The organism is Streptomyces sp. NPDC089919 (genome assembly GCF_040684615.1).
Classification (GTDB): domain Bacteria; phylum Actinomycetota; class Actinomycetes; order Streptomycetales; family Streptomycetaceae; genus Streptomyces.
In genome coordinates, this window is the sequence record NZ_JBFBGK010000091.1 from 1 (window position 1) to 25,954 (window position 25,954).

Below are 25,954 nucleotides of genomic sequence, written 5' to 3' on the forward strand. Positions count from 1 at the left end.
CCAGGGCCGTGATGCGGCCCGCGCATTCGAGGCCGGGGTAGGGGGAGGTGCCCGGGGGCGGGTCGTAGAAGCCCTGGCGCTGGAGCAGGTCCGCCTGGAAGGGGAGGCCGGCGCGCACGGCGCGTGCCGGAAGGCTCCCGCGGTCGGGACCTGGGGCCCTGCGCGGATGGGTGTAGTGGCGGTGCCTGGGGGGCTCGGAGGTGGGTAGAGTCCCGAGCATGAGGGACCGGACCGTGGGGCCGCTCTGGAGCGGGCGGGCCACCAATCGCGGGCAGTGGCTGCTGGCCGCCGCCGGCGCCGCCTGCGTGGCGCTCGGGATCGAGCTGGCCGTCGAATCGGCGTGGACCAGCGGACTCGCGCCGCTCGTGATGTCCGTGGTCGGCTGCCTGGCCGCCGGCCTGCTGATCCTCTACGGCACCCTTGCCTTCGTCCACGTCGCCGTCACCGTCGACGACGACAGCCTGGAGGTCCGCTGCGGCCACATCGGCCTGCCGCGCCGCCGCATCCGCCTCGACGAGCTCAGCTCCGCCGAGTTCGAGCCCAAGGTCACCCCCCGCCAGTGGGGCGGCTGGGGCTACCGCTGGCGCCCCGAGCTGGGCACGGCCGTGGTGGTCCGCCGCGGCGAGGCGGTGGTGCTGCGCTTCGGTGACGGCCGGCTGTTCACCGTCACCGTGGACGACGCCGAGACCGCGGTCCGCGTCATCCGCTCCCGCCTCGCGCAGCTGGGCTCGGCCACCCCCGTGTGATCCGCCCGCCGCCCCCTCGGAGCAGGCCGTTCCGACCCAGGCCCGGCATCCTCAGGCAGGCGTCGTACACTCCGCAAATGAGCAGCGCCACCCGTACCACGGACACCCCGCCGATCGCCCCCGCGCGGCCCGCCGCGCGCCGATGGGCCCGGCTGGCCGACGCGGGCCTGGCCGCCCTCGCCGGTGTGCTGCTCTACCTGAGCTTCCCGCCCCGCCCCCTGTGGTGGCTGGCGCTGCCGGCCTTCGCGCTGCTCGCGCACGTCCTGTACCGCCGCCGGCCCCGGGCCGGCTTCGGCCTCGGGCTGCTCGCCGCGCTCGGCTTCATGCTGCCGCTGCTGGTGTGGACCGGCGAGGAGGTCGGCCCGGTGCCGTGGCTGGCCCTGGCCACCGCCGAGGCGCTGCTCATCGCCCTCGGGTGCGCCGGCATCGCCCTGGTGACCCGGCTCCCGCTGTGGCCGGTGTGGGCCGCGGCCGTCTGGGTCGCGGCCGAGGCGGTCCGCGCCCGGGCCCCCTTCGGCGGCTTCCCCTGGGGCAAGATCGCCTTCGGGCAGGCCGACGGGGTCTTCCTGCCGCTCGCCGCGGTCGGCGGCACCCCGCTGCTCGGCTTCGCCGTCGCCCTGGCCGGCTTCGGCCTGTACGCACTCGCCCGGGCCCTGCGCGCCGGGGACCGGCGCCCGCTGGTGGCCGCCCTGACCGTGGTGGTCCCGGTCGCAGGTGCGCTCGCGGCCCGTCCGCTGGTGGACGACGGCGCCGAGGACGGCACCGCCACCGCCGCCGTGATCCAGGGCAACGTCCCCCGTGCCGGCTTCGACTTCAACGCCCAGCGCCGGGCCGTCCTGGACAACCACGCCCGCCGGACCGTGCAGCTCGCGAACGACGTCCGGGCCGGCAAGGTCCCCCGCCCGGACTTCGTGGTCTGGCCGGAGAACTCCTCCGACCTCGACCCGTACGCCGAGTCCGACGCGTACGCCGTGATCGACAACGCCGTGAAGGCCATCGGCGTGCCCGTCTCCATCGGCGCCGTGGTCGCACCGAAGACCGGCCCGCTGCGCAACACCCAGATCCTCTGGGACCCGGTGCTCGGCCCCACCGCCACCTACGACAAGCGGCACATCCAGCCCTTCGGCGAGTACATCCCGATGCGCTCGGTCGCCCGGCTCTTCAGCTCCGACGTGGACCGGGTGCGGCGCGACTTCGGCCCCGGCAAGGTGCCGGGCGTCTTCACCATGTCCGGCAGCCGGGTCGGTCTGGTCACCTGCTACGAGGCCGCCTTCGACGACGCCGTCCGCGACACCGTCCGGGCCGGCGCCCAGGTCATCTCGGTGCCCAGCAACAACGCCACCTTCGGCCGCTCCGAGATGACCTACCAGCAGCTGGCCATGTCCCGGGTGCGCGCCGTCGAGCACGGCCGTGCGGTGCTGGTCCCGGTCACCAGCGGGGTCAGCGCCGTGATCCGCCCCGACGGCGAGGTCGTGCAGCAGACGAAGATGTTCACCCCGGCCGCCCTGGTCGCGCAGATCCCGCTGCGCTCCTCCCAGACCCCGGCCACCCGGCTCGGCGCCTGGCCCGAGTACGCCCTGCTGGTGCTGGCCGCCGGCGGCCTGGGCTGGGCCCTGACCGGCGCCGTGCGCGCCCGCCGCCGCACGTCCTGAGCGCCCGGCTCCTTTAGGGTCGGGGGAATGAGCACCCCTGAGTTCATCCGCCGCATCCGGGCCACCGCCGGTCACCAACTGCTGCTCCTGCCCGGTGTGACCGCCGTGGTCTTCGACGACGCGGGCCGGGTGCTGCTCGGCCGTCGTGCCGACACCGGCGGCTGGTCCGTCATCGGCGGCATCGCCGAGCCCGGCGAGCAGCCCGCCGAGACGGCGGTGCGCGAGGTGTACGAGGAGACGGCCGTGCGGTGCACGGCCGAGAGGGTCGTCCTGGTCCAGGGCCTCCAGCCGGTCACCTACGCCAACGGCGACCAGTGCCAGTACATGGACATCACCTTCCGCTGCCGCGCGGTGGGCGGCGAGGCCCGGGTCAACGACGACGAGTCGCTGGAGGTCGGCTGGTTCGAGCCGGACCGGCTGCCGCCGCTGGAGAGCTTCGCCCTGGACCGGATCCGGCAGGCCCTCAAGGACGAACCGACCTGGTTCGAGCCGGCCACCGTCTGAGCCGCCCGGGCGCCGCCCGGCCCGGGGCACGAGGCCCGGTACGGCCCTTCCGGCCGTTGTACGGGACGGGTACGCCCCGCCTCGCCCGGTCAGCCGCCCGAGAGGGCCGCCTGCCCGTAGAGGTCCTTGGCCGAGGCGCCCAGGACCGCGCTGTAGGAGATCTCCGGCACGTCCCCGCCGCCCTCGTACCCGCCGAGCACGCCCACCAGCCGCCCGGTCGGGGTCAGCCAGGGGCTGCCGCTGGTACCGCCGCTGTAGTCGGGGCAGGCGATGCGCCGCTGCGTCGCGCTGAGCAGGGTGGTGTCGTTGCTGCACTCCAGCGGCGCGTCGGCGGTGCGCGGGTAGCCGATGACCGTCACCGCCACGTCGTCGGACTGGTCCGGCGCCAGCGGGAAGCCGCCGACCACGTCCTCGATCTCCGCCCCGTCCAGCGGGGCGACGGTGGCGAAGGCCACGTCCGCGTCCGGGTCCTGCCCCTGCGTCCAGGTCGGGCCCGTCTCGGCCCCGGTGAGCCGCCACACGCCGTACGGGGCCTCGCCGTCCCGGTAGCCCGGGACGAAGACCAGGTCGGTGACGTCGTCGGGGGGCAGGCAGTGCGCGGCGGTGGCGATGACGTTCCGGTCGTCGCTCTGCACCACCGAGGCGGTGCAGTAGTGCCCGCCGTCCAGGTCGCGGGTGAAGATGGCGCCCACCCGGTCGGTCTCGTCCGAGGCCAGCGCGGGGACCGTCACGCCCAGCGGCAGCCGCGCGCTGACCGCGGGCGAGCCCGTGGTCAGCAGGGTGACCAGCGGGGTCATCGCCATGAACACGCGCGTGAGGGTCCTCACCCGCCGGGCCTGTCGGAGGAGCATGCGCTGGATCATGCCCTGAGGGTGTGCCGGAAAGCTATGACTGGAGGCCGGGATTCCATAAGAATCCGCTGTGAATCGGCGGCCCGACGCACAGACTTCCGGACATTCTCCGCCAACCCTCCGCGTCTATCGACGGACCGGAGGGTTCCGGTGGCGCTCTTTGTGCAACCTGGCGGACGAGTCCCGGCCGGGAGCGCCCCTAGCCTCGCCGCAGGACACCGCCCGCGGCAGGGGCGGTGCGGGACGAACGAGGGGCGGCACCGCGTGAACTGGCTGATCCACGACTACCGCGAGAGCGATCTCGCCGCGGTGGTCCACCTGATCGACACCACCGCCGAGCTGGGCCAGGAGTCCGTCTTCTCGCTGGCCGAGTGCATCGGCGCCCTCACCGACCGGCAGCCCGCCGTGGTCGCGGTCCACCAGGGCGTCCCCATCGGCGCCGCCCTCGCCTGCGTGTCGGGGGAGCGGGCCTGGGTCATGCGCATCGCGATCAACTCCGGCTGGCGCGGCCGGGGGCTGGCCAGCGCGCTGCTCGTCGAGCTGGAGCGGCGGCTGATCGCCGCCCGGGTCGGCCGGATCGCGTACGTGCTGCCCGAGGAGGACCTGCTGGGCGAGGGCCTGCTCAACGCCGGGTACACCCGCCAGCCGGCCGTCGCGTACTTCGAGAAGACCGAGCCGCTGCACGGCCCCGCCGCAGGGCTCCTGGACGACCTGGGCGGCCGCTTCCTCCCCAACGACCTGTGGGCCAAGGTCGCCGGGATGGAGAAGGAGAAGGACCTGATCGAACGCCGGGTGGTGCTGCCGCTGGCCGAGCCCGAGCGAGCCGCCCAGCACGGTGTGCGGCCGCCCCGGGCCATCACCCTCTTCGGCCCGCCCGGCACCGGCAAGACCACCTTCGCCCGGGCCATCGCCTCCCGGCTGGGCTGGCCCTTCGTCGAGCTGCTGCCCTCCCGGCTGGCCGACGAGGGCAACCTGGCCGCCGCCCTGCGCAGTGCCTTCGCCCGGATCGCGGAGCTGGAGCGGGTGCTGGTCTTCATCGACGAGGTGGAGGAGATCGCCCCGGTGCGCAGCGAGCCGGCGCAGCCGGGCGGCATCCACGGCGTGACCAACGAACTGCTGAAGCTGATCCCCGGATTCCGGGAGGGCGGCGAGCGGCTGCTGGTGTGCGCCACCAACTCGATCCGCTCGCTGGACCCGGCCTTCCTGCGGCCCGGCCGGTTCGACTACCTGATCCCCATCGGCACCCCGGACGCCGGGGCGCGGGCCGCGATCTGGTCCCGGTACACCGCCGGGCGGCCGGACGTGGACGTGGCGGCGCTGGTCGCGGAGACGGAGCTGTTCACCCCGGCGGACATCGAGCACGCGGCGCGGATCGCGGCGCAGGCGTCCTTCGAGCGGGACCTGGAGGCGGTCGGCGGCCGGCCGCCGTCGCCGCTGCCGCCGGGCGCGGGTACCGAGGACTACCTGGCGGCCGTGGCGCAGTGCCGGCCGACCGTGACCCCGGCGATGACGGGGGAGTTCGAGGCGGACATCACGGCCCACGCGCGGTTCTGAGGGCACGCGCGTTCTTGAGGGCTCTGGTCCGGGACGGCACCGCCCGCGCCCGGTTCTGGAGAGGAGGCCGGAACCAGCGGGCGCGGGGCGGGGCGTCCCCGGGGGCCCGTCGCGGGGCCTGTCCTTGGGTTCGTGCCGGGAGTTGCGGTCCCGGCATGATCCCAAGGGCAGGCCCGTGGCGGGCCCTGGCGGGTTTGTGGCCCGCAGCACTCCCCAAAGCGCTGCGGGCCTCCCGCCCGGACATGGCATCCGTGCGGAACGGCCGCGTTCCAATTTGGGGTGTGTCGCCGGCTGGAACGCGGCACGCAGGGGTGCCCACGGGGCCCCGGCTCCCGCGGTGTCGGGAGTGGGGGTCAGTTCCCCGTGCTCGTCTTCGAGTGAACCAGCGGGCGGCCCGTCGCCGCTTCGGCCGTCCGGTCAGCGCCGTCCGCCCCCGCCCCGCCCGTCCGGCCGCCCCGCCCCGGCCGAAAGGGGGAGACCGCCCCTGCCGGGCCCGGGCCGCGATGGGTTACGGTCGGGAGCACGGCGCCGATCAGGTGCTGAGGTGCCCGTGAAGGAGGGACCCCGGCATGCAGTTCGTGATCTTCATGACCGTGCCCGGACTCGCGCTGATCCTCACCGCGACGGCCTTCCTGGACCTGGCGCTGGTCCGGCTGGGCCGGGCCGGGCTGCTGCCCTGGCGGTGGAACGGCCGGCAGGGCCAGGTCGCCTGCACCGGCTTCGAACAGCTCCACGCGTCCTTCTCCCCGGGCAAACAGCACGAGCTCAAGGAGCGCCGGAGCGCGCTGGTGATGCGCGACGACGAGGAGGACGGCGCCCCACCGCGCACCCGCATCGACCTGGACGGCGGGACGGCGCTCGTCCGCCTGCCCGGCCTCTGACGTCCTCACCCGCACCGGTACGTGAACTCGGCTGCCGCCGTGCGCTGTTGGGGGGCCAGCAGGTGCAGCTCGGCGCGGGCGCGGTAGGAGCCCTCGCCGTGGAAGGTCCACAGGAGGCGCAGCCGGGCTTCCTGCCGGCCCTGCGGCATCCGCTCGGTGAGCACCGGCGAGCGGGTGCCGTCGTTGCGCAGCCACCGGTAGCGCAGGGTGCCGGGCCTGCCGTCGGTGCGTACCACCGCCACCACCTCGGCCGCCGAGTCGCAGGCCGGGCCCCCGGCCGGGGCCTGGACCGCCAGCGAACGGACCGTCATCGCCGGGCCGTACCGCTGCCAGCCCAGGTACATCAGCACCAGCAGCAGCACCAGGGCGGCCAGCGCGTACCGGCGCAGCCCCGCCCCGCGCGCCGGACGCGCCGGGCCGGCCGCCGGGTCCGGACCGCCGAGGGTGCCGCCGTGCCAGACCGCGGTGGTGCCGATCCCCGCCGGGTAGACCGCCGAGGCCGTCACCCCGGGCCCGAACCGCAGCACCGACCCCTCCACCCGGTCCGGGACCGCCTCCGGCGCGGCCGGCACCGGCACCAGCGGCACGGTCGCCGGCTCCGCCCCGGCCCGCACCGTCGCCGGATGCCCGGCCTCCGCCGGCCCGTCGAACCAGTGGCTGCCCAGCACCGTCGCGCTGTACTCGTCCTCGGCCCCGGGCGGCCGGGCGTAGGGCACCCGGGGGTCGCGGGCGCCGGTTCCGTCTTCGGGGGACGCGGTCATGTGAGGGTGCACCGCCTGACGAAGAGCTGTTGGACGGAGGAGGTGTTGCCGGCGGCCGGGGTGGTGGTGGCGCGCACGCCCCAGTAGCAGCCGCTGCCGGTGAAGGCGTGCGCCACGGTCAGCGCGGAGCCCGGGTAGCGCAGGGTCTGCGTGCCCTCGGAGGCGCCGAGGGCCCCCTTCTCGTCACCGGTGAACCACTCGACGGTGACCGTCACCGCGCCGGTGCCCGCCGCGGCCACGCTCACCTGCGCCTCACCTGTCTCCGCGGTGGTCTGCCGGAAGGAGTCGACGGCCACCGAGCGCACCCGCACCCGTGGCGGCGGCTCGCTGGTCGGCGGCGCCGTGGTGGGCTCGGTGGTCGGCTCCGTCGTGGCCGCGGTCGTGGGCGCGGTCGGCCAGGTGGTGGTCGGTTCCGTCGTCGGCGGCTCCCAGGTGGGCGTCGGCGTCGGCCAGGGCTGCCAGGTCGGCGAGGGCGCCCCGGACGGGCTCGGCGACGGCGCGTACGACGGACCGGGGGAGGGTGGGGCGGAGGGCTCCGCCGACGGCTCGGCGGTGGCGGTGGCCCCGGGGGAGGCGCTGGTGGTGGCGAAGGCGCTCACCACCGAGGGCCCGCCGGGCTCCCCGCCGGCCGCCTGGCTGGCGAAGACCAGCAGCGCCCCGGCCACCAGCGAGGCCCCGGCCGCCAGCCAGCCGCTGCGCCCCGGCCGCCAGCCCGGTCCGCCGCCCGGCCGGGTGCCGGACCCCAGCGAGGTGGTCGCCAGGTCCGGGGCGCCCGGCGCCGGCGCCCCGGAGGAGGGGAAGAGCAGCGGCAGCAGAGCGGCCAGTGCCGCCAGCCGACGCTGGCCGCGCTCCTCCCAGTGGGGCCCGTACGCGGCCCCGGCCACCGCCTCCAGCTCCGCCACGAACGCCTCGGCGTTCACCGGCCGTTCCCCGGGCTCCTTGGCCAGCCCCCGCCGGATCAGCGGCCGCACCGGTTCCGGCACGTCCTCCTGCGGGACCGGCGCCTCGAGGTGCTGGAGGGCCAGTTCCGCGAAGTTCTCCCCGCGGAAGGGCTTGTGGCCGGTCAGGCACTCGTAGAAGACCGCGGTCGCGGCATACACGTCCGCCGCGGGGGAGACCGGCTCGCCCCGCCACTGCTCGGGCGCCATGTAGGCCGGGGTGCCGGCCACCCCCGGGGTGCTGCCCCGGCCGGTGGCGATGCCGAAGTCCACCAGCTTCGACGAGCCGTCCGCCGCGACCAGGACGTTCTCCGGCTTGTAGTCCCGGTGCACCACCCCCGCCCGGTGCGCGTCCGCCAGGCCCAGCAGCGAGCCCTTGAGGACCACCAGCGCCGGTTCCGGCCCGGTGCGCCCCTCCTGGGAGAGCAGCCGGCGCAGCGCGATCCCGTCGACCAGCTCCATCACGATCGCGGCGCCGCCGGGCGCCTCCACGTACTCGTACAGCCGCACCACGTGCGGCGAGCGGAGCCCGCCCAGGAGCCGCGCCTCCGCCCGGAACTCCCGGACGAAGGCCGGATCCCGGCGGAAGCGCTCGCTGAGGTACTTCACCGCGACCGGGATGCCGGTGGCGCCGTGCACCGCCAGCACCACCCGGCCGCTGCCGCCGCAGCCCAGCTCCCTGGTCTCCGTGTATCCGGGGACCGTCCACGCATCCATCGCGCCCCCTGCCGTGGCGTGACCGTGACCGACACCTCACTGGACACGATTTCCGCCACGGCCGGTTCCAACCGCCCGGCGGCGTCAGCCGGACGGTGCCAGCGCCGGGGTGTGCGCCCCGATCAGTGCGTGCAGCCGGTCCGCCACCGCCCGGCCGAACCCGGGGTCGTTGATGTGGGTGTCGTAGTCGACGCACTCCGCCGCACTGCCCCGCAGCCCGTCCCGGAGCGCCCCGAACAGCGCCCGGTCCGCCTCCGGATCGTGGTACGGGCCGCCCGGCGCGCCCAGCGTGGACAGCCCCCGCAGGGGCAGGCACACCACCGTCGGACCGGTGGCGGCGCGCAGTTTCGCGGCCACCCGCCGGCCCAGCTCGGCGGACTCCGCCTCGGTGGTCCGTATCACCGTGATCGACGGGTTGTGCACCCGCACCCGCCGGAACCGCACCCGGTCGGGCAGGCTCGGCAGCGGCCCGAACTTCACCATGTCCAGCGCCCCCAGGCTCACCACCTGCGGGATGCCCCGCCGGCCGGCCGCGGTGAGCCGGTCGGGCCCGGCGGTCAGGACCCCGCCGCACAGCTCGTCGGCGAGTTCGCTCAGCGTCAGGTCGAGCACCCCGGCGAACAGTCCCTGGTCCGCCAGCGCCTCCAGGGTCCGGCCGCCCGCACCGCTGGTGTGGAACACCAGGACCTCGTAGCCCAGTTCGGTCAGCCGCTCCCGGGCCGCGTCCACCCCCGGGGTGGTCACCCCCGCCATGCTGGCCGCGATCAGCGGCCGCCCCTCCCTCGCCAGCTCCTCGGTGTGCACCGCGCGCGACCCGTCGGCGAAGGCCGCCGCCATGCCCGCCATCGCGTCGGCGGCGTTGGCGAGCACCGGCGCGGAGATCCGGTTGATCCCCGCGATGTCCACGACGCTGTACATCATGGTGATGTCCGAGGCCCCGACGTACTTGCCGACGTCGCCGGACGCCATCGACGAGACCATCAGTTTCGGTACGCCCAGCGGCAGGGCCCGCATCGCGCGGGTGGCGATGGAGGTGCCGCCACTGCCCCCTATGGCCAGTACGCCGTGCAGCCGGCCCTCGGCGTGCAGCCGTAAGACCGTGCGCTCCGCTCCGCGGGCCATCGCGGCCACCGCGGTGCCCCGGTCCCCGGTCGCCCGGAGTTCCGCCAGTTCCACCCCTGCCGCCCGTGCCACGTCCTCCCGCGGCACGTCGGCGGCCACCCGGGGTTCGCCCATCACCCCCGTGTCGACCAGTACCGTCTCCACGCCGGTGCGCCGCAGTCGCTCGCGCAGCCAGCCGTACTCCACGCCCTTGGTGTCCAGAGTTCCCACCAGCACGACGATCGTCATATTTGTAATGTTCACGCGGAGTCGGTAAATGACACGTCACGGTCGGGTCAACGTCCGGGTGGGTGTCCCGGAGTGGGCCGGACGGCCCTCCTCGGGTTCCGGTTCGGTTCCGGTCGAGGGCCGCCGGGGGAGGGCGCGGCTCTCACTCCTGATGCCCCAGCAGCTCGGCCAGCCGGTCCAGGAAGTCCGCCTGAGCGGGTACCAGCAGCTGTCGGGCCAGCTCGGGCGGACACCACCGGACCCGGTCGATCTCGGGGAACTCCTGGACGTTGCCCGACCTGGGCGGCCACTCCATCCGGAAGGTCCCCGGCACCACCGCCGCCGGGTCGAGCTCCGCCTCCACCGCCCAGACGGTCACCAGCTTGCCGTTGCGCTGGCGCACCTCGCCCAGCGGCAGGTACGGCCCCTCGGGCGGGGCCAGCCCCAGCTCCTCCTCGAACTCCCGCCGGGCCGCTGCCATCGGCGCCTCCTCGGGCTCGTACTCGCCCTTGGGGATCGACCAGGCGCCGGCGTCCCGGTGCTCGTAGAACGGCCCGCCCATGTGCCCGATCAGCACCTCGGCCACCGGCCCGGCGGCGGCCGCCCCGGCCCGGCGGAACAGCAGCAGACCGGCACTGCGCTTCTGCGTCATCCCCCCATGGTGCCGCCGTCCGGGTGCGGACGGCGGCACTTCGGGCGGTTGCGGCTCCGGGCGGCGGTGCCGGCTCAGTGGCTGTGCGGGCCCTCGTGGTGGACCGGGCCGTGCGGTGAGGCGCAGTGCGGGTCCCCGGCCCCCTGCCCCGGACGGCCCACGCTCAGCAGCGCCTCCTGGACGTGGTCCACCTGGAGGGTGGTGTGCCCGATGCCGTACTCCTTGCCCAGCAGCAACTCCAGCTCGCGGCGCACCGCGTGGCAGTCGCCCTCGGGCTCGACCAGGATGTGCGCGGACAGCGCCGCCTCCCCGGAGGTGATCGTCCAGATGTGCAGGTCGTGCACCTCGGTGACCGGGGCGTGGGCGACCAGCCGGTCGCCCACCGCGTCCGGGTCCAGATGGGCCGGTGCGGCCTCCAGGAAGATCCGCCCCGAGTCCCGCACCAGTCCGTAGCCGGCCTTCACCATCAGGACCACGACCACCAGGGTGGCGATGGCGTCCGCCTGGACGAAGCCGGTGGTCAGCACGATCAGACCGGCGACCGCGGTCCCGATGAAGGCGAACAGGTCGTTGAGGATGTGCTGGTAGGCGCCTTCGACGTTGAGCGAGGTGCGGTTGGCCTTGGAGATGCACCAGGCCGCCGCGACGTTCACCGCGATCCCGGCCAGCGCGGTCACCAGCACCAGCCCGCCCTCGACGTCCGGCGGGTCCAGCAGCCGCCGGACCGCCTCGTACGCGAGCCAGGCCGCGAGCAGCAGCAGGGTCAGGCCGTTGGCCTGGGCGGACAGTATCTCCGCGCGCTTGAGGCCGTACGTGAAACCGCCCCGGGCGGGCCGGGCCGCCAGCCGCATGGCGATCAGCGCCAGCACGATCGAGGCCGCGTCGGTGAGCATGTGCGCCGCGTCGGAGAGCAGGGCCAGCGAGCCGGCCAGGAAGGCCACCACGACCTCGACCGCCATGAAGCAGCCGATCAGGGTCAGTGCCAGGGTCAGCCAGCGGCGGTCCGCGTCGGCGGCCACCCCGTGGGAGTGCCCGCCGGGGCCGTGGTCGTGGCCGTGTCCGTGGCCGTCCCCGGACTGCTCGCCGTGGTCCGCGTGGTCGCGCGTCCCCGGATCCTGAGCGGCGTGGTCGTGTGCGCCCATGACATCCCCCGTTCCCCGGGCCGGTGCCCGACGTGTGAAGTGAAGCGCACGGGCGCTCGAACGGCAAAGGCTGCACCGGTGACCGTTGTCATTAGCGTTAAGGGGCCTCTGACCTGCGGTTATGCCGGGCCGTGGAGATCGTGGGAAAATCCCATCATGGTTGAGCGTCCCGCGGCGTCGACCGCTCCCGAGCTCGTCCTGGAGACGGACGGGGGCTCCACCGTCATGGACCCGGGCCGGGTCTACCACGTCGGCCGGGACCCCCTGAGCGAGATCTTCCTGAGCGATTCCCGGGTCTCGTGGCACCACGCCGTGCTGCGCACCGAGGGCGACCACTGGACCCTCGAGGACGAGCACTCCACCAACGGCACCTTCGCCGACGGCCGGCGCATCCAGGAGTGGGGCGTGGGACCCGGCAGCGTCATCCGCTTCGGCAGCGCCTCCGACGGCCCGCGCGCCGTGCTGATCGACCCGTCGGCCCCGTCCTTCGGGCCACCGCCGGCCGCCCCCGCCGCCGCCGCGCCGCCTCCCGCGCCCCCGGCGGCCGACCCGCCCCGCCGGCCGCCCCCGCCGCCGGTCGCCCCGCGGCTGGCCCCGCCGCCGGCCGGACCGCCCGCCGCCGCGCCGCCGCGCGGCCCGGCGTCCGCCGCCCCGCCGCCCCCGGCCGACCGGACCCCGCCCCCGCCTCCGCCGCCTCCCCCCGCGGCGGCCCGCCCGGCCCGGGAGGCCAGGCCCTCCTCCGTCGCCAACCCGGCCCACACCGGCACCTTCCGGGACCCGGCCTCGGTCCGCCCGCTGCCCGACCGCACCGCCGTCCGCCTGGGCCGCGCCCCCGACAACGACTTCGTCCTCGACGACCTGACCGTCTCGCGCCGGCACGCCGAACTGCGCGGGCACCCCGACGGCTCGTACGAGATCGTCGACCTCGGCAGCCACAACGGCACCTTCCTCAACGGCACCGCCGTCCAGCGGGCCCTCGTCGGCCCCGGCGACATCATCGGCATCGGCCACTCCGCCTTCAGCCTGGTCGGTGACCAGCTCCAGGAGTACGTCGACACCGGCGAGGTCTCCCTCGACGTCAACGACCTCACCGTCGCCGTCGACCACGGCCGCAAGGTCCTGCTCGACCACGTCTCCTTCCCGGTCGGCGAGAAGTGCCTGCTCGCCGTCGTGGGCCCGTCCGGCGCGGGCAAGTCCACCCTCCTGGGCGCCCTCACCGGGCTGCGCCCGGCGGACACCGGCAGCGTCCTGTACGACGGCCGCGACCTGTACCGCGACTACGCCGAACTGCGCAGCCGCATCGGCCTGGTGCCGCAGGACGACATCCTGCACGCCCAGCTCACCGTCCGGCGGGCGCTCGGCTACGCCGCGGAACTCCGCTTCCCGCAGGACACCGCCGCCGCCGAACGCGAGGCCCGGGTCGACGAGGTGATCCGCGAACTGGGCCTGACCCAGCGCGCCGGCCAGCCCATCCACAGCCTCTCCGGCGGCCAGCGCAAGCGCGTCAGCGTCGCCCTCGAACTCCTCACCAAGCCCTCGCTGCTCTTCCTCGACGAGCCGACCTCCGGGCTCGACCCCGGCATGGACCGGTCCGTGATGAGCATGCTGCGCACACTCGCCGACGACGGCCGCACCGTCATCGTGGTCACCCACAGCGTCCTGAGCCTCGAATTCTGCGACCGGCTGCTGGTGCTCGCCCCCGGCGGGAAGATCGCCTACTACGGCCCGCCCGACGAGACCCTCGGCTTCTTCGGCTTCGACCAGTGGCCCGAGGCCTTCGAGGCCTTCGAGACCCAGCAGGGCCGCGACTGGGCCGGCCAGTACCGCGCCTCGCCCGAGCACCGCCGCTACGTCGAGGCCCCCGCCTCGCCCGCCCGGGCCTCCGCCCTCGGGCTGACGGGAGCCCCGGCCGCGCCGCCGGCCCCGCCGCCCAAGGCCCAGAGCTGGGGATCCCAACTGCGCACCCTGGTACGCCGCTACGCCGCCGCGCTGAGCGCCGACCGGACCTTCCTGATCATCATGATCGCCCTGCCGTTCGTGATGGGCGCCATGGCCCGGGCCCTGGCCGGCCGCACCCTGACCGCCGAGAGCGCCATGAACGCCCTGCTGATCCTGTGTGTCGGCGGCGTGCTCACCGGCGCCGCCAACGCGGTCCGGGAACTGGTCAAGGAACGCACCATCTACCAGCGGGAACGGGCCGTCGGTCTGTCCCGGTCGGCCTACCTGATGTCCAAGGTGGTGGTGCTGGGCACGGTCACCGTCGTCCAGGCGGTGGTCCTCACCCTCGTCGGCCTCGCCGGGGTCGGCACCGGCGCGCCGGACGGCAAGGGCGTCCTGCTGCCCCCGCTGGTGGAGATCACCCTCGCCGTCGCGCTGCTCTCCTTCACCGCCATGATGCTCGGCCTGCTGGTCTCCGCGCTGGTGCGCAAGGAGGAGGTCACCATGCCGCTGCTGGTGCTCCTCGCCATCGTCCAGGTGGTCTTCTGCGGCGCCCTGCTCAAGCTGCACGGCGTACCCGGTCTCGAACAACTGGCGTGGCTGGTGCCCTCCCGCTGGGCGCTCGGCGCGATGGCCGGCACCGTGGACCTCGCGAACACCGTGCCGGGGAAGATCACCACGGATCCGCTCTTCGAGCACGCCGCCGACGTCTGGCTGATCAACATGGGCATGCTGGTGGTCCTGTCCCTCGTCTTCGGCGTGCTGGTCACGTGGCTGCTGCGGCGCCACGAGCCCGCCATCATGCGGAAGTAGCCGCCGATGAGCGACGACTACGTGAGCCCCGACTTCCGGCCCACGCACGTGGTGCCGCAGGAGGGGCTGCCCGCGTGGGAGGCCCCCGACGTCTCCCGGCCCACCGAGCCGCTGGACCCCTTCCTGCCGGTGGAACTGCTCGCCCGGCGCGGCGAGTGGGCACAGATCCTGTGCGCCAACGGCTGGTCCGCCTGGGTCGACGGCCGCCTCCTGGTGGCCGTACCGCAGCAGCCGCCGACCGGGGCCGGACCGCTCTCGCGGGCCGAGGACCCGCTGCCGCTGCTGGCCCGGATCGCCGACACGCTGGAGAGCTACCGGCAGGCCGCCGACGACCTGGCCGCCGGCCGGTGCGACACCGAGGCCTTCCTCCGGGCCACCGGGGGGCTGCGGGCCGGGGTGGTGGTCGACGGCGAGTCGGTCTGGCTGTACGACGCCACCTCCGGCCGCTGGATGTACGGCGACGGGCGGCGGATGACCACCTTCGCCGCGGCCGTCGGACCCGGCTCCGGCTCGGCCTCCGCACGGGGGCCGGCCGGATCCGCCCCGGCGGCCGCGCCCGCGCCCGCTGCACCGGCCGCGCCCGTCGCCCCCGCGGAGTCCGCCGCACCGGCCGCGGAGCCCGCAGGGCCCGCCCCGGGCCCGGCGGACCCGGACCCGGCCCCCGCGCCCGTGGCGGCCGAGCCCGCGCCGGTACCGGCCGAGGCCGGGCCGCCGGAGGCCGCCCCGGTGGTGGACCCGCAGGCGAACATCCCCACCCGGATCCTCCCGCCCGAGGGAGCCGGTGACCCCTGATGCCCGCCCCGCACGAGGACGGGGGACTGCCCAGCGGCCGGCCCTCCGACCTGATCGGCCGCCGGATCGCCGGGTACCAGGTGGAGAGCGAGATCGGCCGGGGCGGCATGGCGGTCGTCTACCGGGCCCGTGACCTGCGGCTGGACCGGACGGTCGCGCTCAAGCTGCTGGCCCCCGAACTGGCCCGCAACGACACCTTCCGGAAGCGCTTCGCCCACGAGTCGAAGGTCGCCGCGGCCATCGACCACCCGCACATCGTGCCGGTCTTCGAGGCCGGCGAGACCGAGGGCCTGCTGTACATCGCGATGCGCTACGTCGCCGGTCAGGACCTGCGCCACCTCCTGGACCGCACCGGCCCGTTGCCGGCGGCCACCGCCGTCCGGATCCTGGCGCAGGTGGCCTCCGCGCTGGACGCCGCACACGACCACGACCTGGTCCACCGGGACGTCAAACCGGGCAACATCCTGGTCGCCGAGGGCACCGACAGCGACCACCCCGAGCACGTCTACCTCACGGACTTCGGGCTCACCAAGAAGTCCCTGTCCCTGACCGGCTTCACCAGCGTCGGGCAGTTCGTCGGCACCCTCGACTACGTGGCCCCCGAGCAGATCTCCGGGAAACCGGTGGACGGCCGCTGCGACGTGTACAGCCTGACCTGCGTGGTCTACGAACTCCTGTCCGGGGCGCCGCCGTTCCAGCGGGACGACGACATGGCCCTGCTGTGGGCGCACCAGTACGACCCGCCGCCGCCGATGTCCGAACACCGGGACGACCTGGGGCCGGACGTGGACCTGGTGCTCGCCCGGGGGCTGGCCAAGTCGCCCGAGGACCGCTTCGAGAGCTGCCTCGCCCTGACCGGCGCCCTGCGGGTGGCGGCCTCGGGCACCCCGGGCGGCCATCCGTCGACCCGGCTGGTGGTGCTGCCGCACCGGCCCGGACTCCCGCCGCCCTCCGACGGCCCGCCGCCGCCCCCGCCCCGCTGGGCCCTGCCGGTCTTCAAGGGCCCCCGGCGCTGACCGCCGTACGTCCCCGGCGCTGACCGCCGTACGGCTGCTCGGCGCGGGGGAGTACGGCGCTACGGCGCGGGCGGGCCGGCCGGGTCGGCGACCGGGCCGCGGCGCACGCGGGAGGCCAGCAGGCCGCCCACGAAGCCGGCCACCGCCCCGGCGCCCAGGGCGCACGCCACCGTCCGCCACAGCACCGGCCGCAGCTCCACCCGGCCGCCCAGCGAGTCCACGTCCCCGATGCCCAGTACCGACAGGCCGATCCGGGCGTGCAGATCGCCCAGCAGGCTCACCACCAGCACCGTCAACGCCAGCGCCAGGGCCATGTGCAGGGCGTGCTGCCACAGCCGTACCTGCGCGGGGGAGCGGACCGCCATCACCCAGCCCGCGGCGAGCACCAGGACCACCGCCGCGACCACCAGCCACCAGGCCCGGCCGTCGTGGGCGAGCAGGGCGGACACGTCCAGCCGGGAGCGGTCCGGGCCGCGCAGCACCTGGTCGAGCGCCTGCGGCATCGGCAAGCCGAACGGGCCGTCCACCCGCCCTTCCCAGGCGCCGCCCAGCCCCAGCGTCAGCGCGATCCACATCAGGTTGGGCAGCGCCAGCAGCATGACCGCCAGCGTCTCCGCGGCGTGCCCTTTGACGACGACCACCACCAGGCCGATCACCACGCCCACCGCCACGTACGCCAGCAGCAGGAAGACCATGGCCGAGGCGGCCGGCCGGAGCGCCGAGTGGTAGCGCAGCAGCCGGGCGGGCAGCGGGGCCCGCCGCGAGACCAGCAGCGCCACCAGCAGCAGCCCCAGGATCCACAGCAGACCGAAGAGCAGGGTGGCGCCCACGTCCGCCTCGAAGCCCACCGTGGGGGCGGAGTCCAGCAGGTCGCCCAGCTCGCCGAGCGGGTTGTCGCCGGTCGAGACGCCGAAGGTCTGCCGGGCCAGGAGCGCGCAGCCGGTGAGCAGCAGCAGCCACAGGACGGTCAACTGGACGGCGCGCAGGGCCAGTTCCCGGGCGCTGGCCACGGCCCGGCCGTGCAGCGGGCGCAGGAAGAGCCAGCCGGCGGTCAGGGCGCCGGCCAGGCTCACCGACAGCGGGAGGGCCGCGAGGTCGGCCTGGGCGCCGGCCAGGAAGCCGGCCCCGCCGTTGATGTCCACGGAGCCGCCGGCCGCCATCACGACCACGGCCGCCACGACTCGGGGGAAGGCCCCGCCGGGCAGGTCGGCGGCGCCCGCCGCCCACAGTCCCAGCGCGGCCGTCACGGCCATCGCGACGAAGCCGGCGACCACCGCCACCAGGCCGTCGCGCCAGCCGAGGAGCGCCGCCGCCGAGGACGGCCGCCCGGGATCATTCGCTGCCGGAGGAGACACACGGCCACCGTAGAGGGGGGTGCGGCCGCCCGCGCGGCGGCGCCGGACCGGGCGCGCGGGCCGCGGGGCGCTCCGGTGGCCCGCAGGCCAGGCGGGGTGCGGGCGGGCCCGGCTTGACCTCGGCGCCCGAATGGCGCACACAATGGTCCGCAAGAGTGAAGATTTCCGGCACTTCGCTCCTTTTAGCCCATTCGCGTCGGAATCCTCCGACTGGGAGGAGGAGCTCGTGAGCAGCGAACCGTCCGGCCAGCCGTCCTCCGGCCGCCCCACCGGCCCGCCGTCCGGCCCCTTGTCGGGGCCCTCCTCGGGCGGGCGGTCGACCCCGTCCTCCGGTTCACAGCCCTCGGGCGCCCCGACCACGGGGGGCCCGTCCTACGACTCCGACGCACCCACCACCACCGGCCACCCCGGCGGACCCGGTACCCCCGGCGGACCCGGTACCCCCGGCGGCCCCGGGGGCTCCGGGGGCTCCGGCGGTTACGGCGGGGGTCCCGGCGGGCCCGGCGGCCCCACCGGACCGGCCGGCGGCGGCTCCGGCGGCCGGCCCTGGTACCGGTCCGTGCCCCGGGTGGCCACCGCCGTGGTGGCGCTGGCCGCCGCGGTGACCCTGACCGTGGTCCTCACCCGGCCCAGCGGCTCGAGCGGCGCGGGGGAGGTCTTCCTCCAGCCCACCGCCTCGGCGGGGCCGGACCCCTTCACCGAGTCCACCGCCCAGGCGGCGGCCGTCCCCGAGACATCCACCCCGCAGCCGCCCACCGGCCGGCCCACCGCCGACTCCCGCACCACCACGGCCACCCGCAGCGTGGACGGCTCCCAGCCGGGCCTGTACGGCGGCACCCAGAACGTCGCCGCCTGCGACGTGGAGAAGCAGATCACCGTCCTCGGCCGGGACCCCGCCAAGAACAGCGCCTTCGCCTCGGCGGCGGGCATCGGCCCCGGGGACGTCCCCGGCTACCTGCGCTCGCTCACCCCCGTGCAGCTGCGTGCCGACACCCGCGTCACCAACCACGGCTACCAGGACGGCCACGTCACCAGCTTCCAGTCGGTGCTCCAGGCGGGCACCGCGGTCCTGGTCGACGACCACGGCATCCCCAAGGTGCGGTGCGCCTGCGGCAACCCGCTGGGCGAACCGGTCGCGCTGAAGGCCGAGCCCAAGCGGTACGGCCAGCCCTGGGCGACGTACCGGCCGTCGAACACGGTCGTCATCCAGCCGTCCGTGAAGGTCATCAACAACTTCGTCATCTACGACCACCACCACGGCAAGTGGTTCGAGCGGCACCCCGGCGACCACCACGGCCGGCACGACCGGCCGGTGCCGCCGCCGAAGCCGACCCCGATCATCACGCCGACGCCCACGGTCCCGCCGACCTCGCTCTCGCCGACGCCGTCGCCGACCGTCTCCCCGTCCTCGATCTCCCCGACCGGTTCGCCGACCGGGTCCCCGACCGACACGCCGACCGGCTCCCCGACGGGATCGCCGACCGACACGCCCACCGGCTCGCCCTCCGAGTCCCCGCTGGTGACCCCCTCGGAGTCGCCGTCCGAGTCGCCGTCCGAGTCCCCGTCCGAGTCGCCGCTGGTGACCCCCTCTGAGCCGACCAGCTCGCCCTCGGAGCCCGCCACCGGCTGTCCGACGATCTCCGGGAACGCGACCGTCACCCCGCTGCTGGCCCCGGGGGAGACCCCGCCCGAGAAGTGTCCGCCGCTGGTCGCGCCGCCCTCGCCCAAGGCCACGCCCTCACCGAAGCCCACGCCGTCGGTGAAGCCCACCCCCACCGAGCCGGCGTCCTCGGCCGCGGTGACCCGTACCAGCGCCGCACCGCAAGCCACCGTCGTACCGGAGGCCACGCGGCCGCAGGCGCCCACCGAGGAGCCCACCCCGCAGGCGCCGGTCCCGTCGCCGGTGCGCACCACCGTGATCCCGCCGGCACCGGTGCCCACCACCTCGGCTCCGGTCCTCCCGCCGTCCCCGACCCCGACCCTGCCCGTCCAGCCCTCCTGACCGGATGACGCGGCCCCGGCCCCGGCAGCAGCCGGGCGCCGGGGCTCCGTCATGTCAGAGCCCCGGCGGAGCACGTCGGCCCTTGCCGAACCTATCGAGAATCGATAGATTCCCATCGTGAATCGATGGAAGGCGGGGCCATGGGAAAGCTGACGGTCGGAGCCCTGCGGGCGGTGCTCGCGGTGGTGCTGGTGGGCACCGTGTTGATCCAGGTCATGATGGTCTGGGCGATCTTCAACGACCCCGAGGACGGCTCGCTGCCGCTCACCCCGCTGCGCCTGGTCACGGCGGCCGGCATGCTGGCGGTGCAGGTGGCCCTGGTCTGCGTCTGGCGGCTGGTGACGATGGTGCGCCGCGGCACGGTCTTCTCGCACGCCGCCTTCCGGTACGTGGACGGCGTGATCGGCGCGATCGTGGCGGCCTCCCTGGTGTGGTTCACCATCACGGCCATCAACGCCCCCGGCCAGCGCGAGGACCCGGGCGTCACGGTCATCATGGCCGGGATCGGCCTGGCCATCCTGGGGGTGGCGCTGATCGTGCTCGTCCTGCGGATGCTGCTCGCCCAGGCCGTCGCGCGCGACGGCGAGGCCACGCGCATGCAGGCCGAGCTGGACGAGGTGATCTGATGCCGATCACCGTCGACATCGACGTGATGCTGGCCCGGCGCAAGATGTCCGTGGGCGAGCTCGCCGACCGGGTGGGCATCACCCCGGCCAACCTCGCGGTCCTCAAGAACGGCCGGGCCAAGGCCGTCCGCTTCGCGACCCTGGCCGCCCTGTGCGACGTCCTCGAATGCCAGCCCGGCGACCTGCTGCGCTGGGAGCCGGCGACCGACTGACCGGACCCGGTACGGGACGTCCGCGGGCGCCCGCGGACGTCCCGTACCGGGCCGATCGGTGAGACAGTGGCTGCATGGCCGAAAGGGATCCCACCCGGGCCGGGCGGCCCGCGCCGCAGGACTGGCCGGCGCGGCCCGAGCTGAGCCTCGCGCTCAACCGCCTGGGCACCTTCGACTGGGACCTCGACAGCGGGCAGATGCACCTGGACCCCACCGCCCTCGAGGTCTTCGACCTGCGCCCCGGCGAATGGGGCGGCACGGCCGGCTCGCTGCGGCTGCGGATCCCGCCCGGCGAGGACGCCCGCCTCGACGCCCGGATCGCCCAGGCCCTCAAGAACGGCAGGGCCGAGTACGGCGCCTACTTCCGCATCCGGCTGCGCGACGGCACGCCTCGCTGGACCCACACCCAGGGCCACATCCTGCGCGCCGCGGACGGCCGCCCGTACCGGGTCATCGGCATCGTCCGGGACGCCTCCCTCGACCCGCGCGACCCGGGCGCCCCCACCGAGCAGGACGAGGGCCGGCGCCGGATGACCGGCGTGGTGGAGCGGACCACCGCGATCCTCGCCCACGCCCGCACCGTCAACGACGTCACCGACGTGCTCAAGGACCCCGAGGCGCTGGGCCACCTCGGTGCGGTCAGCGTGATGCTGGGCGTGGTCGACGGCGGACGCATCCACCTGGTGGCGGAGGGGCAGCTCGGCTCGTACGTGCCGGAGATCGAGTACACCCGCATCGACGCGCAGTTCCCGATGAGCGAGGCGGTCCGCACCCTGCGGCCGGTGTTCCTCTCCTCCCGCGAGGAGTTCCAGAGCCGCTACCCGATGCTCTGGCCCTACATCTCGCCGCTGGACGTGCGCAGCGGCGCGTACCTGCCGCTGATCGCCCAGGGCCGGCCGATCGGCGCGCTGGGCCTGCTCTACGCCCGCGAGGACGGCTTCGCCGCCGAGGAGCGCAACCTGCTGGTCGCGCTCTGCAGCGGCATCGCCCAGAGCCTCCAGCGGGCCATCCTCTTCGAGCAGGAGCACGACCTGGCCGAGGGCCTGCAGCGGGCCATGCTGCCGCGCAGCATCCCCGAGGTGCCCGGCGCGCAGATCGCCGTACGGTACCGGGCCGCGCGGGTCGGGCGGGACATCGGCGGGGACTGGTACGACGTGATCCCGCTGCCGGACGGCCGGATCGGCGTGATGATCGGGGACGTCGAGGGCCACGACACGGACGCGGCGGCCGTCATGGGGCAGCTGCGGATCGTGCTGCGCGCCTACATCACCGAGGGCCACACCCCGGGCACGGCCATGGTCCGGGCCTCCGCCTTCCTGCGCGAGCTGGAGACCGACCGCTTCGCCACCTGCACCTACGCCGAGGTGGACCTGACCACCGGGATGCTCCAACTGGTGCGCGCCGGGCACCTCGACCCGCTGGTGCGGCGCGGGGACGGCAGCTGCCACCGGGTGGTGGTGGCCGGCGGGCTGCCGCTGGGCCTGCCCCAGAAGGACGGCCGCCCACCCGGCCAGGGCTACCCGGTGACGGCCCTCGAACTGCACCCCGGCGAAACGCTCCTGCTCTGTACCGACGGGCTCATCGAACGGCCCGGCCTGGACCTCGACGTCGGCATGCGGGACCTGATGGCGGCGGCCCGCACCGGCCCCGCCGACCTGGAGGAGCTGGCCGACCTGCTGTGCGACGTGGTCGGCGACGCGGGCAGCGGCGACGACATGGCCCTGCTCCTGCTGCGCCGGCACGGCACCCCGGCCCCGCGCGGCGGCGGCCCGCTGCGCCAGCAGCTCACCCCCGGCGACCAGGACGCCCCGGCCACCGCCCGCCACCTGATCCGGGCCGCGGCGGCCGCCTGGGGCGCCTGGGAGCGGGCCGACGAGATCGAGCTGGCGGCCGACGAGCTGATGACCAACGCCCTGGTCCACACGGACGGCGGGGGCGTGGTGATGCTCCGGCTGACCCCCGAGGGCCGGATCCGGGTGGAGGTCGAGGACACCTCCAGCGCCCTCCCGCGCCCCCGGGAGGCCGAGGACTGGTCGCTCTCCGGCCGGGGCCTGCTCCTGGTGGAACGCCTCGCCGACGCCTGGGGCGTGGAGCCCCGCGGCGGCGGTAAGTGCGTGTGGTGCGAGTTCGAGGTCCCGCCGGCGGGCTGAGGCCCCGGGCCGGTGCCCGGCCCGCGCCCTGGGGGCGGCCGGGCGGGACTCCGCACAGCGTGGAACCGACGGTCGTCACCCCCCGGCCACCCGGGCATCGAGCCCGGTACCGCGGGCGCCGCCGTGCTCCGCGCGGCTCCGTCCTTCACCGACGACCTCACCGAGGCGGAGTCGAAGGGCCCGGGGCCGGCGCCTGCCGTGGTCGCCGGAGCCCGTCCGGCCCACCGCCCGGCCGGGCCGGTGAGGGGCCCCCGCCCTCAGAGCGTGACGAGGGTGACCTCGGTGGCCTTCACGCTCGTCCAGACCGGGGTGCCCTCGGTGAGGGCCAGGTCGGCGGCGGCGGCCGGGGTGATCTCGGCGACCAGGTCGGGGGACTGGTCCGAGGTGACCAGCACGCGCAGCCGGCTGCCGACCGCGGTGATCTCGGCGACCTGCCCGGACCACACGTTGCGCGGGCTGCCGGCCGGCTTCTCCCGGTGCAGCGAGACGGCCTCGGGGGCGATGACCGCCAGCGCCCGGGCGCCCTCGGCGGCCTCGTCCGCGAGGACCAGCCGGCCGCCGCCGGCCAGGTCCAGCCCACCGCGCGCCACTTGGCCGGGCCACGCGTTGCGGCCGAGCATCCGCGCCACCCACGGCGACTTGGGGTGCCGGGCGACCTCGGCGGGCGGCGCGTCCTGCAGTGCCTCGCCCCCGTCCAGGACCAGCACCCGGTCCGCCAGTGAGACCGCCTCGACCGGATCGTGCGTGACGATCAGGCAGACGCCCCCGAAGCCCTCGAGATGGCTGCGCAGGGTGTGCCGGACATGGGCCCGGGTGGTCTGGTCGAGGGCGGCCAGCGGCTCGTCGAGCAGCAGCAGCCGCGGACGCGCCGCCAACGCCCGGGCCAGTGCCACCCGCTGGGCCTGCCCGCCGGAGAGCTGGGCCGGCCGGCGCTGCGCGAGGTGGCCCACCCCCAGCCGGTCCAGCCAGCCCTGGGCCTCCCGGCGCGCCTCGGCCCGCGGCACGCCGTGCGCCCGCAGCCCGTACGCCGTGTTGGCCAGCGCGCTCAGGTGCGGGAAGAGCGCGCCGTCCTGCGGTACCCAGGCCACCCCGCGCCGGTGCGGCGGCAGTCCGGTCACCTCGGCGTCCCCCAGCCGCAGGTCGGCACGGGCCCGCGGGCTCAGCCCGAGCAGGGCCCGCAGCAGGGTGGTCTTGCCGGCGCCGTTCTCGCCGACCACGGCGATGGTGGTGCCGGGGGCGGCCTCCAGCGTCAGCCGGTTGAAGCCGGTGACCTCCGCGTGCAGCGCCCAGCGCTCGGCCGGGGCGGGCGGCGCGGCGGCCGGGTGGGGCGACGGGACGGGCGCGGCCGGTGCGGCGGTGTCCGGCACGGGGGCCGTCCCGCCGCCCGCCCGGGCCGCCGCCGGGGTCGTGGACCAGCGGCCGCGCAGCGCGACCAGCACGGCCATCGCGATGGCCAGCAGCAGCAGCGAGAGCGAGGTGGCCGCCTCCGGCTGGTCCTGGAGGAGCAGGTACACCTGGAGCGGCAGGGTCTGCGTGGTGCCCGGCAGGTTCCCCGCGAAGGTGATCGTCGCGCCGAACTCGCCCAGCGCCCGCGCCCAGGTGAGCGCGGCGCCGGCGATCAGGCCGGGCGCGACCATCGGGAGGGTGACCGTGCAGAAGACCCGTACCGGGGAGGCGCCCAGCGAGGCCGCGGTCTCCTCGTAACTGACCCGCAGGCCGCCCAGCGCGCCCTCCAGGCTGATCACCAGGAACGGCATCGCGACGAACGTCGCGGCCACCACCGCGCCCGAGGTGTGGAAGGGCAGCGTGATCCCGAACGTCCCCTCCAGCCAGGGCCCGAGCAGCCCCCGGCGCCCGAAGCCCAGCAGCAGCGCCACCCCGCCCACGGTCGGCGGCAGCACCATCGGCAGCAGCACCAGCGACCGCACCACCGCCTTGCCGGGGAACTCCACCCGCGCCAGCAGCCAGGCCAGCGGCACGCCCAGCAGCAGGGACAGCCCGAGGGCCCAACCCGACACCAGCAGCGAGAGTTTGAGCGCCTCGACCACCCCGGGGCTGGTGAGGTGGCCGCCCAGCCCGCTCCACTCGGTGCGGGTCAGGATGCCGACCAGTGGCACCAGGAGGAAGGCCACGGCGAGCAGGGCCGGCAGGACCAGCGCCAGCGGGGTGCCGGCGCCCTGCGTGCGGCGGGTGCGGAAGCGTTTCATCGGGCCGGTCCTGGGGTGTTCGCGAACGGGGGGCGGTACGGGGGGAGCGTACGGGCGGTGTCCCGGCGGGCCGGGACAAGGGCTGCGCCCCGGCGGGCGGGCCACCGGGGCGGGAAAACACGGCGAGGGACCACCTGTCCCCCCGGACCAGGCAGTCCCCCACCGAGCAACAGGAGTTACGGCTTCTGGAAGCCCGCGTCCTGGAGGATCTTCTGCGCCTCGGGGCTGCTCAGCCACGCCACGAACGCGGCGGCGGCGTCGGCGTTCTTGGAGTCCTTCAGCGTGGCGGCCGGGTAGGAGGCCACGGCGTTCTGCGCGTCGGGGATGTCCACCGCCTCGACCTTGTCCGTGGCGGTGGCGGCGTCCGTCTTGTAGACCAGGCCCGCGTCGGCCTCGCCCAGCTCGACCTTGCTCAGCACGGCGCGGACGTTGGGCTCCTGCGAGACCGGCTTCACGACGATCTTCTGGGCGTCGAGGATCTTCTTGCTGTAGCGGCCCACCGGAACCTCGGGCGCGGCCAGCACGACCTTCAGCTTGGTGTCCGCGAGGTCCTTGAGCGCGCCGACCTTGTGCGGGTTGCCCTTGCCGGTGGCGATGACCAGGCGGTTCTTCGCGATCACGGTCGCGGCGCCGGTCTCGCCCTTGAGGCCGTCCATGGTCTTGGTGTCGGCGGTGACCAGCGCGTCCGCCGGGGCGCCCTGCTTGACCTGCGCGGCCAGCTCCTGGGAGCCGGCGAAGGAGAAGGTCAGGACGGTGCCCGGGTTCGCCTTCTCGTACGCGTCCTTGGCGGTCTTGAAGACGTTGGTCAGCGACGAGGCGGCCAGGATGGTGAGCTTGGCGCCCTTGGCCTCGGGGGTGGCGGCACCGGAGGACTTGGTGTCGGCGCCGGTGTCCTTCTTGTCGTCACTACCGCAGGCGCTCAGCGGCACGAGCAGGGCCGCGGTGAGCAGGGCGGCGGCGGCACGGCGGCGGTTCATGGTCAGGGACATGAGGGTCGGACTCCTCGGGGATGCGGCCGGACGTGCCGGTCCGCGGAACGGTGAGCCCGCCGGTGACGGTCGGCGCGGTCTCGGGGTGAGCGGTGTGAGCGGGTGGTACGAGTGCGACGGGTGGTGC

At 75.3% G+C, this 25,954-nt stretch carries 21 protein-coding genes; 12 read left to right on the forward strand and 9 right to left on the reverse strand.

All coding sequences use genetic code 11. From position 1 onward, the window contains the following. Nucleotides 1-218: 218 nt before the first annotated feature. The 3 genes from AB0O40_RS28745 (at nt 219) to AB0O40_RS28755 (ending at nt 2,902) form a co-directional block, all read left to right on the forward strand. The gene (locus AB0O40_RS28745; protein ID WP_365047788.1) at nt 219-746 is read left to right on the forward strand and encodes a hypothetical protein; all 528 of its coding nucleotides are present in this window, start codon (nt 219-221) and stop codon (nt 744-746) included. Nucleotides 747-823: 77 nt separating this feature from the next. Beyond that, nucleotides 824-2,398 (forward strand): apolipoprotein N-acyltransferase, encoded by a 1,575-nt coding sequence (lnt, locus tag AB0O40_RS28750; protein ID WP_365047789.1) that lies wholly within the window; start codon nt 824-826, stop codon nt 2,396-2,398. Nucleotides 2,399-2,425: 27 nt separating this feature from the next. Continuing rightward, nucleotides 2,426-2,902, forward strand: a complete 477-nt coding sequence (locus AB0O40_RS28755) for an NUDIX domain-containing protein (RefSeq protein ID WP_365047790.1) — start codon at nt 2,426-2,428, stop codon at nt 2,900-2,902. A gap of 89 nt (nt 2,903-2,991) precedes the next feature. Here AB0O40_RS28755 and AB0O40_RS28760 read toward each other — a convergent pair whose 3' ends face one another. Continuing rightward, nucleotides 2,992-3,753 carry a trypsin-like peptidase domain-containing protein gene (locus AB0O40_RS28760; RefSeq protein WP_365047791.1) on the reverse strand — a complete coding sequence of 254 codons (762 nt, stop codon included), beginning with the start codon at nt 3,751-3,753 and terminating at the stop codon, nt 2,992-2,994. A gap of 264 nt (nt 3,754-4,017) precedes the next feature. On the opposite strand from AB0O40_RS28760, the gene AB0O40_RS28765 reads away from it, so the two are divergent. Next, the gene (locus tag AB0O40_RS28765) at nt 4,018-5,307 is read left to right on the forward strand and encodes a bifunctional GNAT family N-acetyltransferase/ATP-binding protein (protein WP_365047792.1); all 1,290 of its coding nucleotides are present in this window, start codon (nt 4,018-4,020) and stop codon (nt 5,305-5,307) included. A gap of 569 nt (nt 5,308-5,876) precedes the next feature. After that, on the forward strand, nt 5,877-6,188 hold the full coding sequence (locus AB0O40_RS28770) for a DUF6191 domain-containing protein (protein WP_365047793.1): 312 nt from the start codon (nt 5,877-5,879) through the stop codon (nt 6,186-6,188). A gap of 5 nt (nt 6,189-6,193) precedes the next feature. Here the strand turns inward: AB0O40_RS28770 and AB0O40_RS28775 are convergent, their stop codons facing one another. The 5 genes from AB0O40_RS28775 to AB0O40_RS28795 all read right to left on the reverse strand — a co-directional run bounded on the left by AB0O40_RS28775 (nt 6,194) and on the right by AB0O40_RS28795 (nt 11,727). Next, complete coding sequence (locus AB0O40_RS28775) at nt 6,194-6,949, reverse strand: hypothetical protein (protein WP_365047794.1); 756 nt, start codon at nt 6,947-6,949, stop codon at nt 6,194-6,196. Next, nucleotides 6,946-8,604, reverse strand: a complete 1,659-nt coding sequence (locus AB0O40_RS28780; RefSeq protein ID WP_365047795.1) for a serine/threonine-protein kinase — start codon at nt 8,602-8,604, stop codon at nt 6,946-6,948. Before AB0O40_RS28780 ends, AB0O40_RS28775 begins: the two co-directional genes overlap by 4 nt. 84 nt (nt 8,605-8,688) lie before the next feature. After that, complete coding sequence (locus tag AB0O40_RS28785; protein ID WP_365047796.1) at nt 8,689-9,954, reverse strand: Tm-1-like ATP-binding domain-containing protein; 1,266 nt, start codon at nt 9,952-9,954, stop codon at nt 8,689-8,691. A gap of 142 nt (nt 9,955-10,096) precedes the next feature. Next, entirely contained in the window at nt 10,097-10,585 is a 489-nt protein-coding gene (locus AB0O40_RS28790; RefSeq protein ID WP_365047797.1) for an NUDIX domain-containing protein, read from the reverse strand. 74 nt (nt 10,586-10,659) lie between these two features. Continuing rightward, complete coding sequence (locus AB0O40_RS28795; protein WP_365047798.1) at nt 10,660-11,727, reverse strand: cation diffusion facilitator family transporter; 1,068 nt, start codon at nt 11,725-11,727, stop codon at nt 10,660-10,662. A 156-nt stretch (nt 11,728-11,883) separates the two neighbouring features. On the opposite strand from AB0O40_RS28795, the gene AB0O40_RS28800 reads away from it, so the two are divergent. Genes AB0O40_RS28800 through AB0O40_RS28810 form a run of 3 tightly spaced genes read left to right on the forward strand, consistent with a single transcriptional unit; the run spans nt 11,884 to nt 16,286 of the window. Continuing rightward, entirely contained in the window at nt 11,884-14,478 is a 2,595-nt protein-coding gene (locus AB0O40_RS28800; RefSeq protein WP_365047799.1) for an FHA domain-containing protein, read from the forward strand. Between the two features lie 6 nt (nt 14,479-14,484). Further along, nucleotides 14,485-15,270 (forward strand): hypothetical protein, encoded by a 786-nt coding sequence (locus tag AB0O40_RS28805; protein WP_365047801.1) that lies wholly within the window; start codon nt 14,485-14,487, stop codon nt 15,268-15,270. Further along, a complete protein-coding gene (locus AB0O40_RS28810) occupies nt 15,270-16,286 on the forward strand; it encodes a serine/threonine-protein kinase (RefSeq protein WP_365047803.1) in 1,017 nt (338 codons plus the stop codon). Before AB0O40_RS28805 ends, AB0O40_RS28810 begins: the two co-directional genes overlap by 1 nt. A 59-nt stretch (nt 16,287-16,345) precedes the next feature. Here the strand turns inward: AB0O40_RS28810 and AB0O40_RS28815 are convergent, their stop codons facing one another. Next, nucleotides 16,346-17,641, reverse strand: coding sequence for a streptophobe family protein (locus tag AB0O40_RS28815; protein ID WP_365047805.1), 1,296 nt, complete (start codon nt 17,639-17,641; stop codon nt 16,346-16,348). 226 nt (nt 17,642-17,867) lie between these two features. Here AB0O40_RS28815 and AB0O40_RS28820 point away from each other — a divergent pair, with 226 nt between their 5' ends. The 4 genes from AB0O40_RS28820 to AB0O40_RS28835 all read left to right on the forward strand — a co-directional run bounded on the left by AB0O40_RS28820 (nt 17,868) and on the right by AB0O40_RS28835 (nt 22,631). Next, nucleotides 17,868-19,643: a DUF6777 domain-containing protein gene (locus AB0O40_RS28820; RefSeq protein ID WP_365047806.1), complete on the forward strand. Its 1,776-nt coding sequence runs from the start codon at nt 17,868-17,870 to the stop codon at nt 19,641-19,643. 140 nt (nt 19,644-19,783) lie between these two features. Next, nucleotides 19,784-20,269, forward strand: a complete 486-nt coding sequence (locus AB0O40_RS28825) for a DUF2975 domain-containing protein (protein ID WP_365047808.1) — start codon at nt 19,784-19,786, stop codon at nt 20,267-20,269. Continuing rightward, nucleotides 20,269-20,481, forward strand: coding sequence for a helix-turn-helix transcriptional regulator (locus AB0O40_RS28830; protein WP_365047810.1), 213 nt, complete (start codon nt 20,269-20,271; stop codon nt 20,479-20,481). The genes AB0O40_RS28825 and AB0O40_RS28830 overlap by 1 nt, the downstream gene beginning before the upstream one ends. Nucleotides 20,482-20,555: 74 nt before the next feature. Further along, on the forward strand, nt 20,556-22,631 hold the full coding sequence (locus AB0O40_RS28835; protein WP_365047812.1) for a SpoIIE family protein phosphatase: 2,076 nt from the start codon (nt 20,556-20,558) through the stop codon (nt 22,629-22,631). 257 nt (nt 22,632-22,888) lie between these two features. On the opposite strand, the gene AB0O40_RS28840 is transcribed toward AB0O40_RS28835, so the two are convergent. Further along, entirely contained in the window at nt 22,889-24,838 is a 1,950-nt protein-coding gene (locus tag AB0O40_RS28840; RefSeq protein ID WP_365047814.1) for an ABC transporter permease, read from the reverse strand. Between the two features lie 176 nt (nt 24,839-25,014). Further along, nucleotides 25,015-25,827 (reverse strand): molybdate ABC transporter substrate-binding protein, encoded by an 813-nt coding sequence (gene modA, locus AB0O40_RS28845; RefSeq protein ID WP_365047816.1) that lies wholly within the window; start codon nt 25,825-25,827, stop codon nt 25,015-25,017. Nucleotides 25,828-25,954 lie beyond the last annotated feature (127 nt).

Excerpts from the sequence above, each read along its gene's own strand:
- AB0O40_RS28805 (WP_365047801.1), top strand. The coding sequence starts at position 14,485 with ATGAGCGACGACTACGTGAGCCCCGACTTCCGGCCCACGCACGTGGTG.
- lnt (WP_365047789.1), top strand. The coding sequence starts at position 824 with ATGAGCAGCGCCACCCGTACCACGGACACCCCGCCGATCGCCCCCGCG.
- AB0O40_RS28785 (WP_365047796.1), bottom strand. The coding sequence starts at position 9,954 with ATGACGATCGTCGTGCTGGTGGGAACTCTGGACACCAAGGGCGTGGAG.
- AB0O40_RS28830 (WP_365047810.1), top strand. The coding sequence starts at position 20,269 with ATGCCGATCACCGTCGACATCGACGTGATGCTGGCCCGGCGCAAGATG.
- modA (WP_365047816.1), bottom strand. The coding sequence starts at position 25,827 with ATGTCCCTGACCATGAACCGCCGCCGTGCCGCCGCCGCCCTGCTCACC.
- AB0O40_RS28790 (WP_365047797.1), bottom strand. The coding sequence starts at position 10,585 with ATGACGCAGAAGCGCAGTGCCGGTCTGCTGCTGTTCCGCCGGGCCGGG.
- AB0O40_RS28755 (WP_365047790.1), top strand. The coding sequence starts at position 2,426 with ATGAGCACCCCTGAGTTCATCCGCCGCATCCGGGCCACCGCCGGTCAC.
- AB0O40_RS28795 (WP_365047798.1), bottom strand. The coding sequence starts at position 11,727 with ATGGGCGCACACGACCACGCCGCTCAGGATCCGGGGACGCGCGACCAC.
- AB0O40_RS28835 (WP_365047812.1), top strand. The coding sequence starts at position 20,556 with ATGGCCGAAAGGGATCCCACCCGGGCCGGGCGGCCCGCGCCGCAGGAC.
- AB0O40_RS28810 (WP_365047803.1), top strand. The coding sequence starts at position 15,270 with ATGCCCGCCCCGCACGAGGACGGGGGACTGCCCAGCGGCCGGCCCTCC.
- AB0O40_RS28800 (WP_365047799.1), top strand. The coding sequence starts at position 11,884 with ATGGTTGAGCGTCCCGCGGCGTCGACCGCTCCCGAGCTCGTCCTGGAG.
- AB0O40_RS28760 (WP_365047791.1), bottom strand. The coding sequence starts at position 3,753 with ATGCTCCTCCGACAGGCCCGGCGGGTGAGGACCCTCACGCGCGTGTTC.
- AB0O40_RS28825 (WP_365047808.1), top strand. The coding sequence starts at position 19,784 with ATGGGAAAGCTGACGGTCGGAGCCCTGCGGGCGGTGCTCGCGGTGGTG.
- AB0O40_RS28775 (WP_365047794.1), bottom strand. The coding sequence starts at position 6,949 with ATGACCGCGTCCCCCGAAGACGGAACCGGCGCCCGCGACCCCCGGGTG.
- AB0O40_RS28770 (WP_365047793.1), top strand. The coding sequence starts at position 5,877 with ATGCAGTTCGTGATCTTCATGACCGTGCCCGGACTCGCGCTGATCCTC.
- AB0O40_RS28840 (WP_365047814.1), bottom strand. The coding sequence starts at position 24,838 with ATGAAACGCTTCCGCACCCGCCGCACGCAGGGCGCCGGCACCCCGCTG.
- AB0O40_RS28745 (WP_365047788.1), top strand. The coding sequence starts at position 219 with ATGAGGGACCGGACCGTGGGGCCGCTCTGGAGCGGGCGGGCCACCAAT.
- AB0O40_RS28780 (WP_365047795.1), bottom strand. The coding sequence starts at position 8,604 with ATGGATGCGTGGACGGTCCCCGGATACACGGAGACCAGGGAGCTGGGC.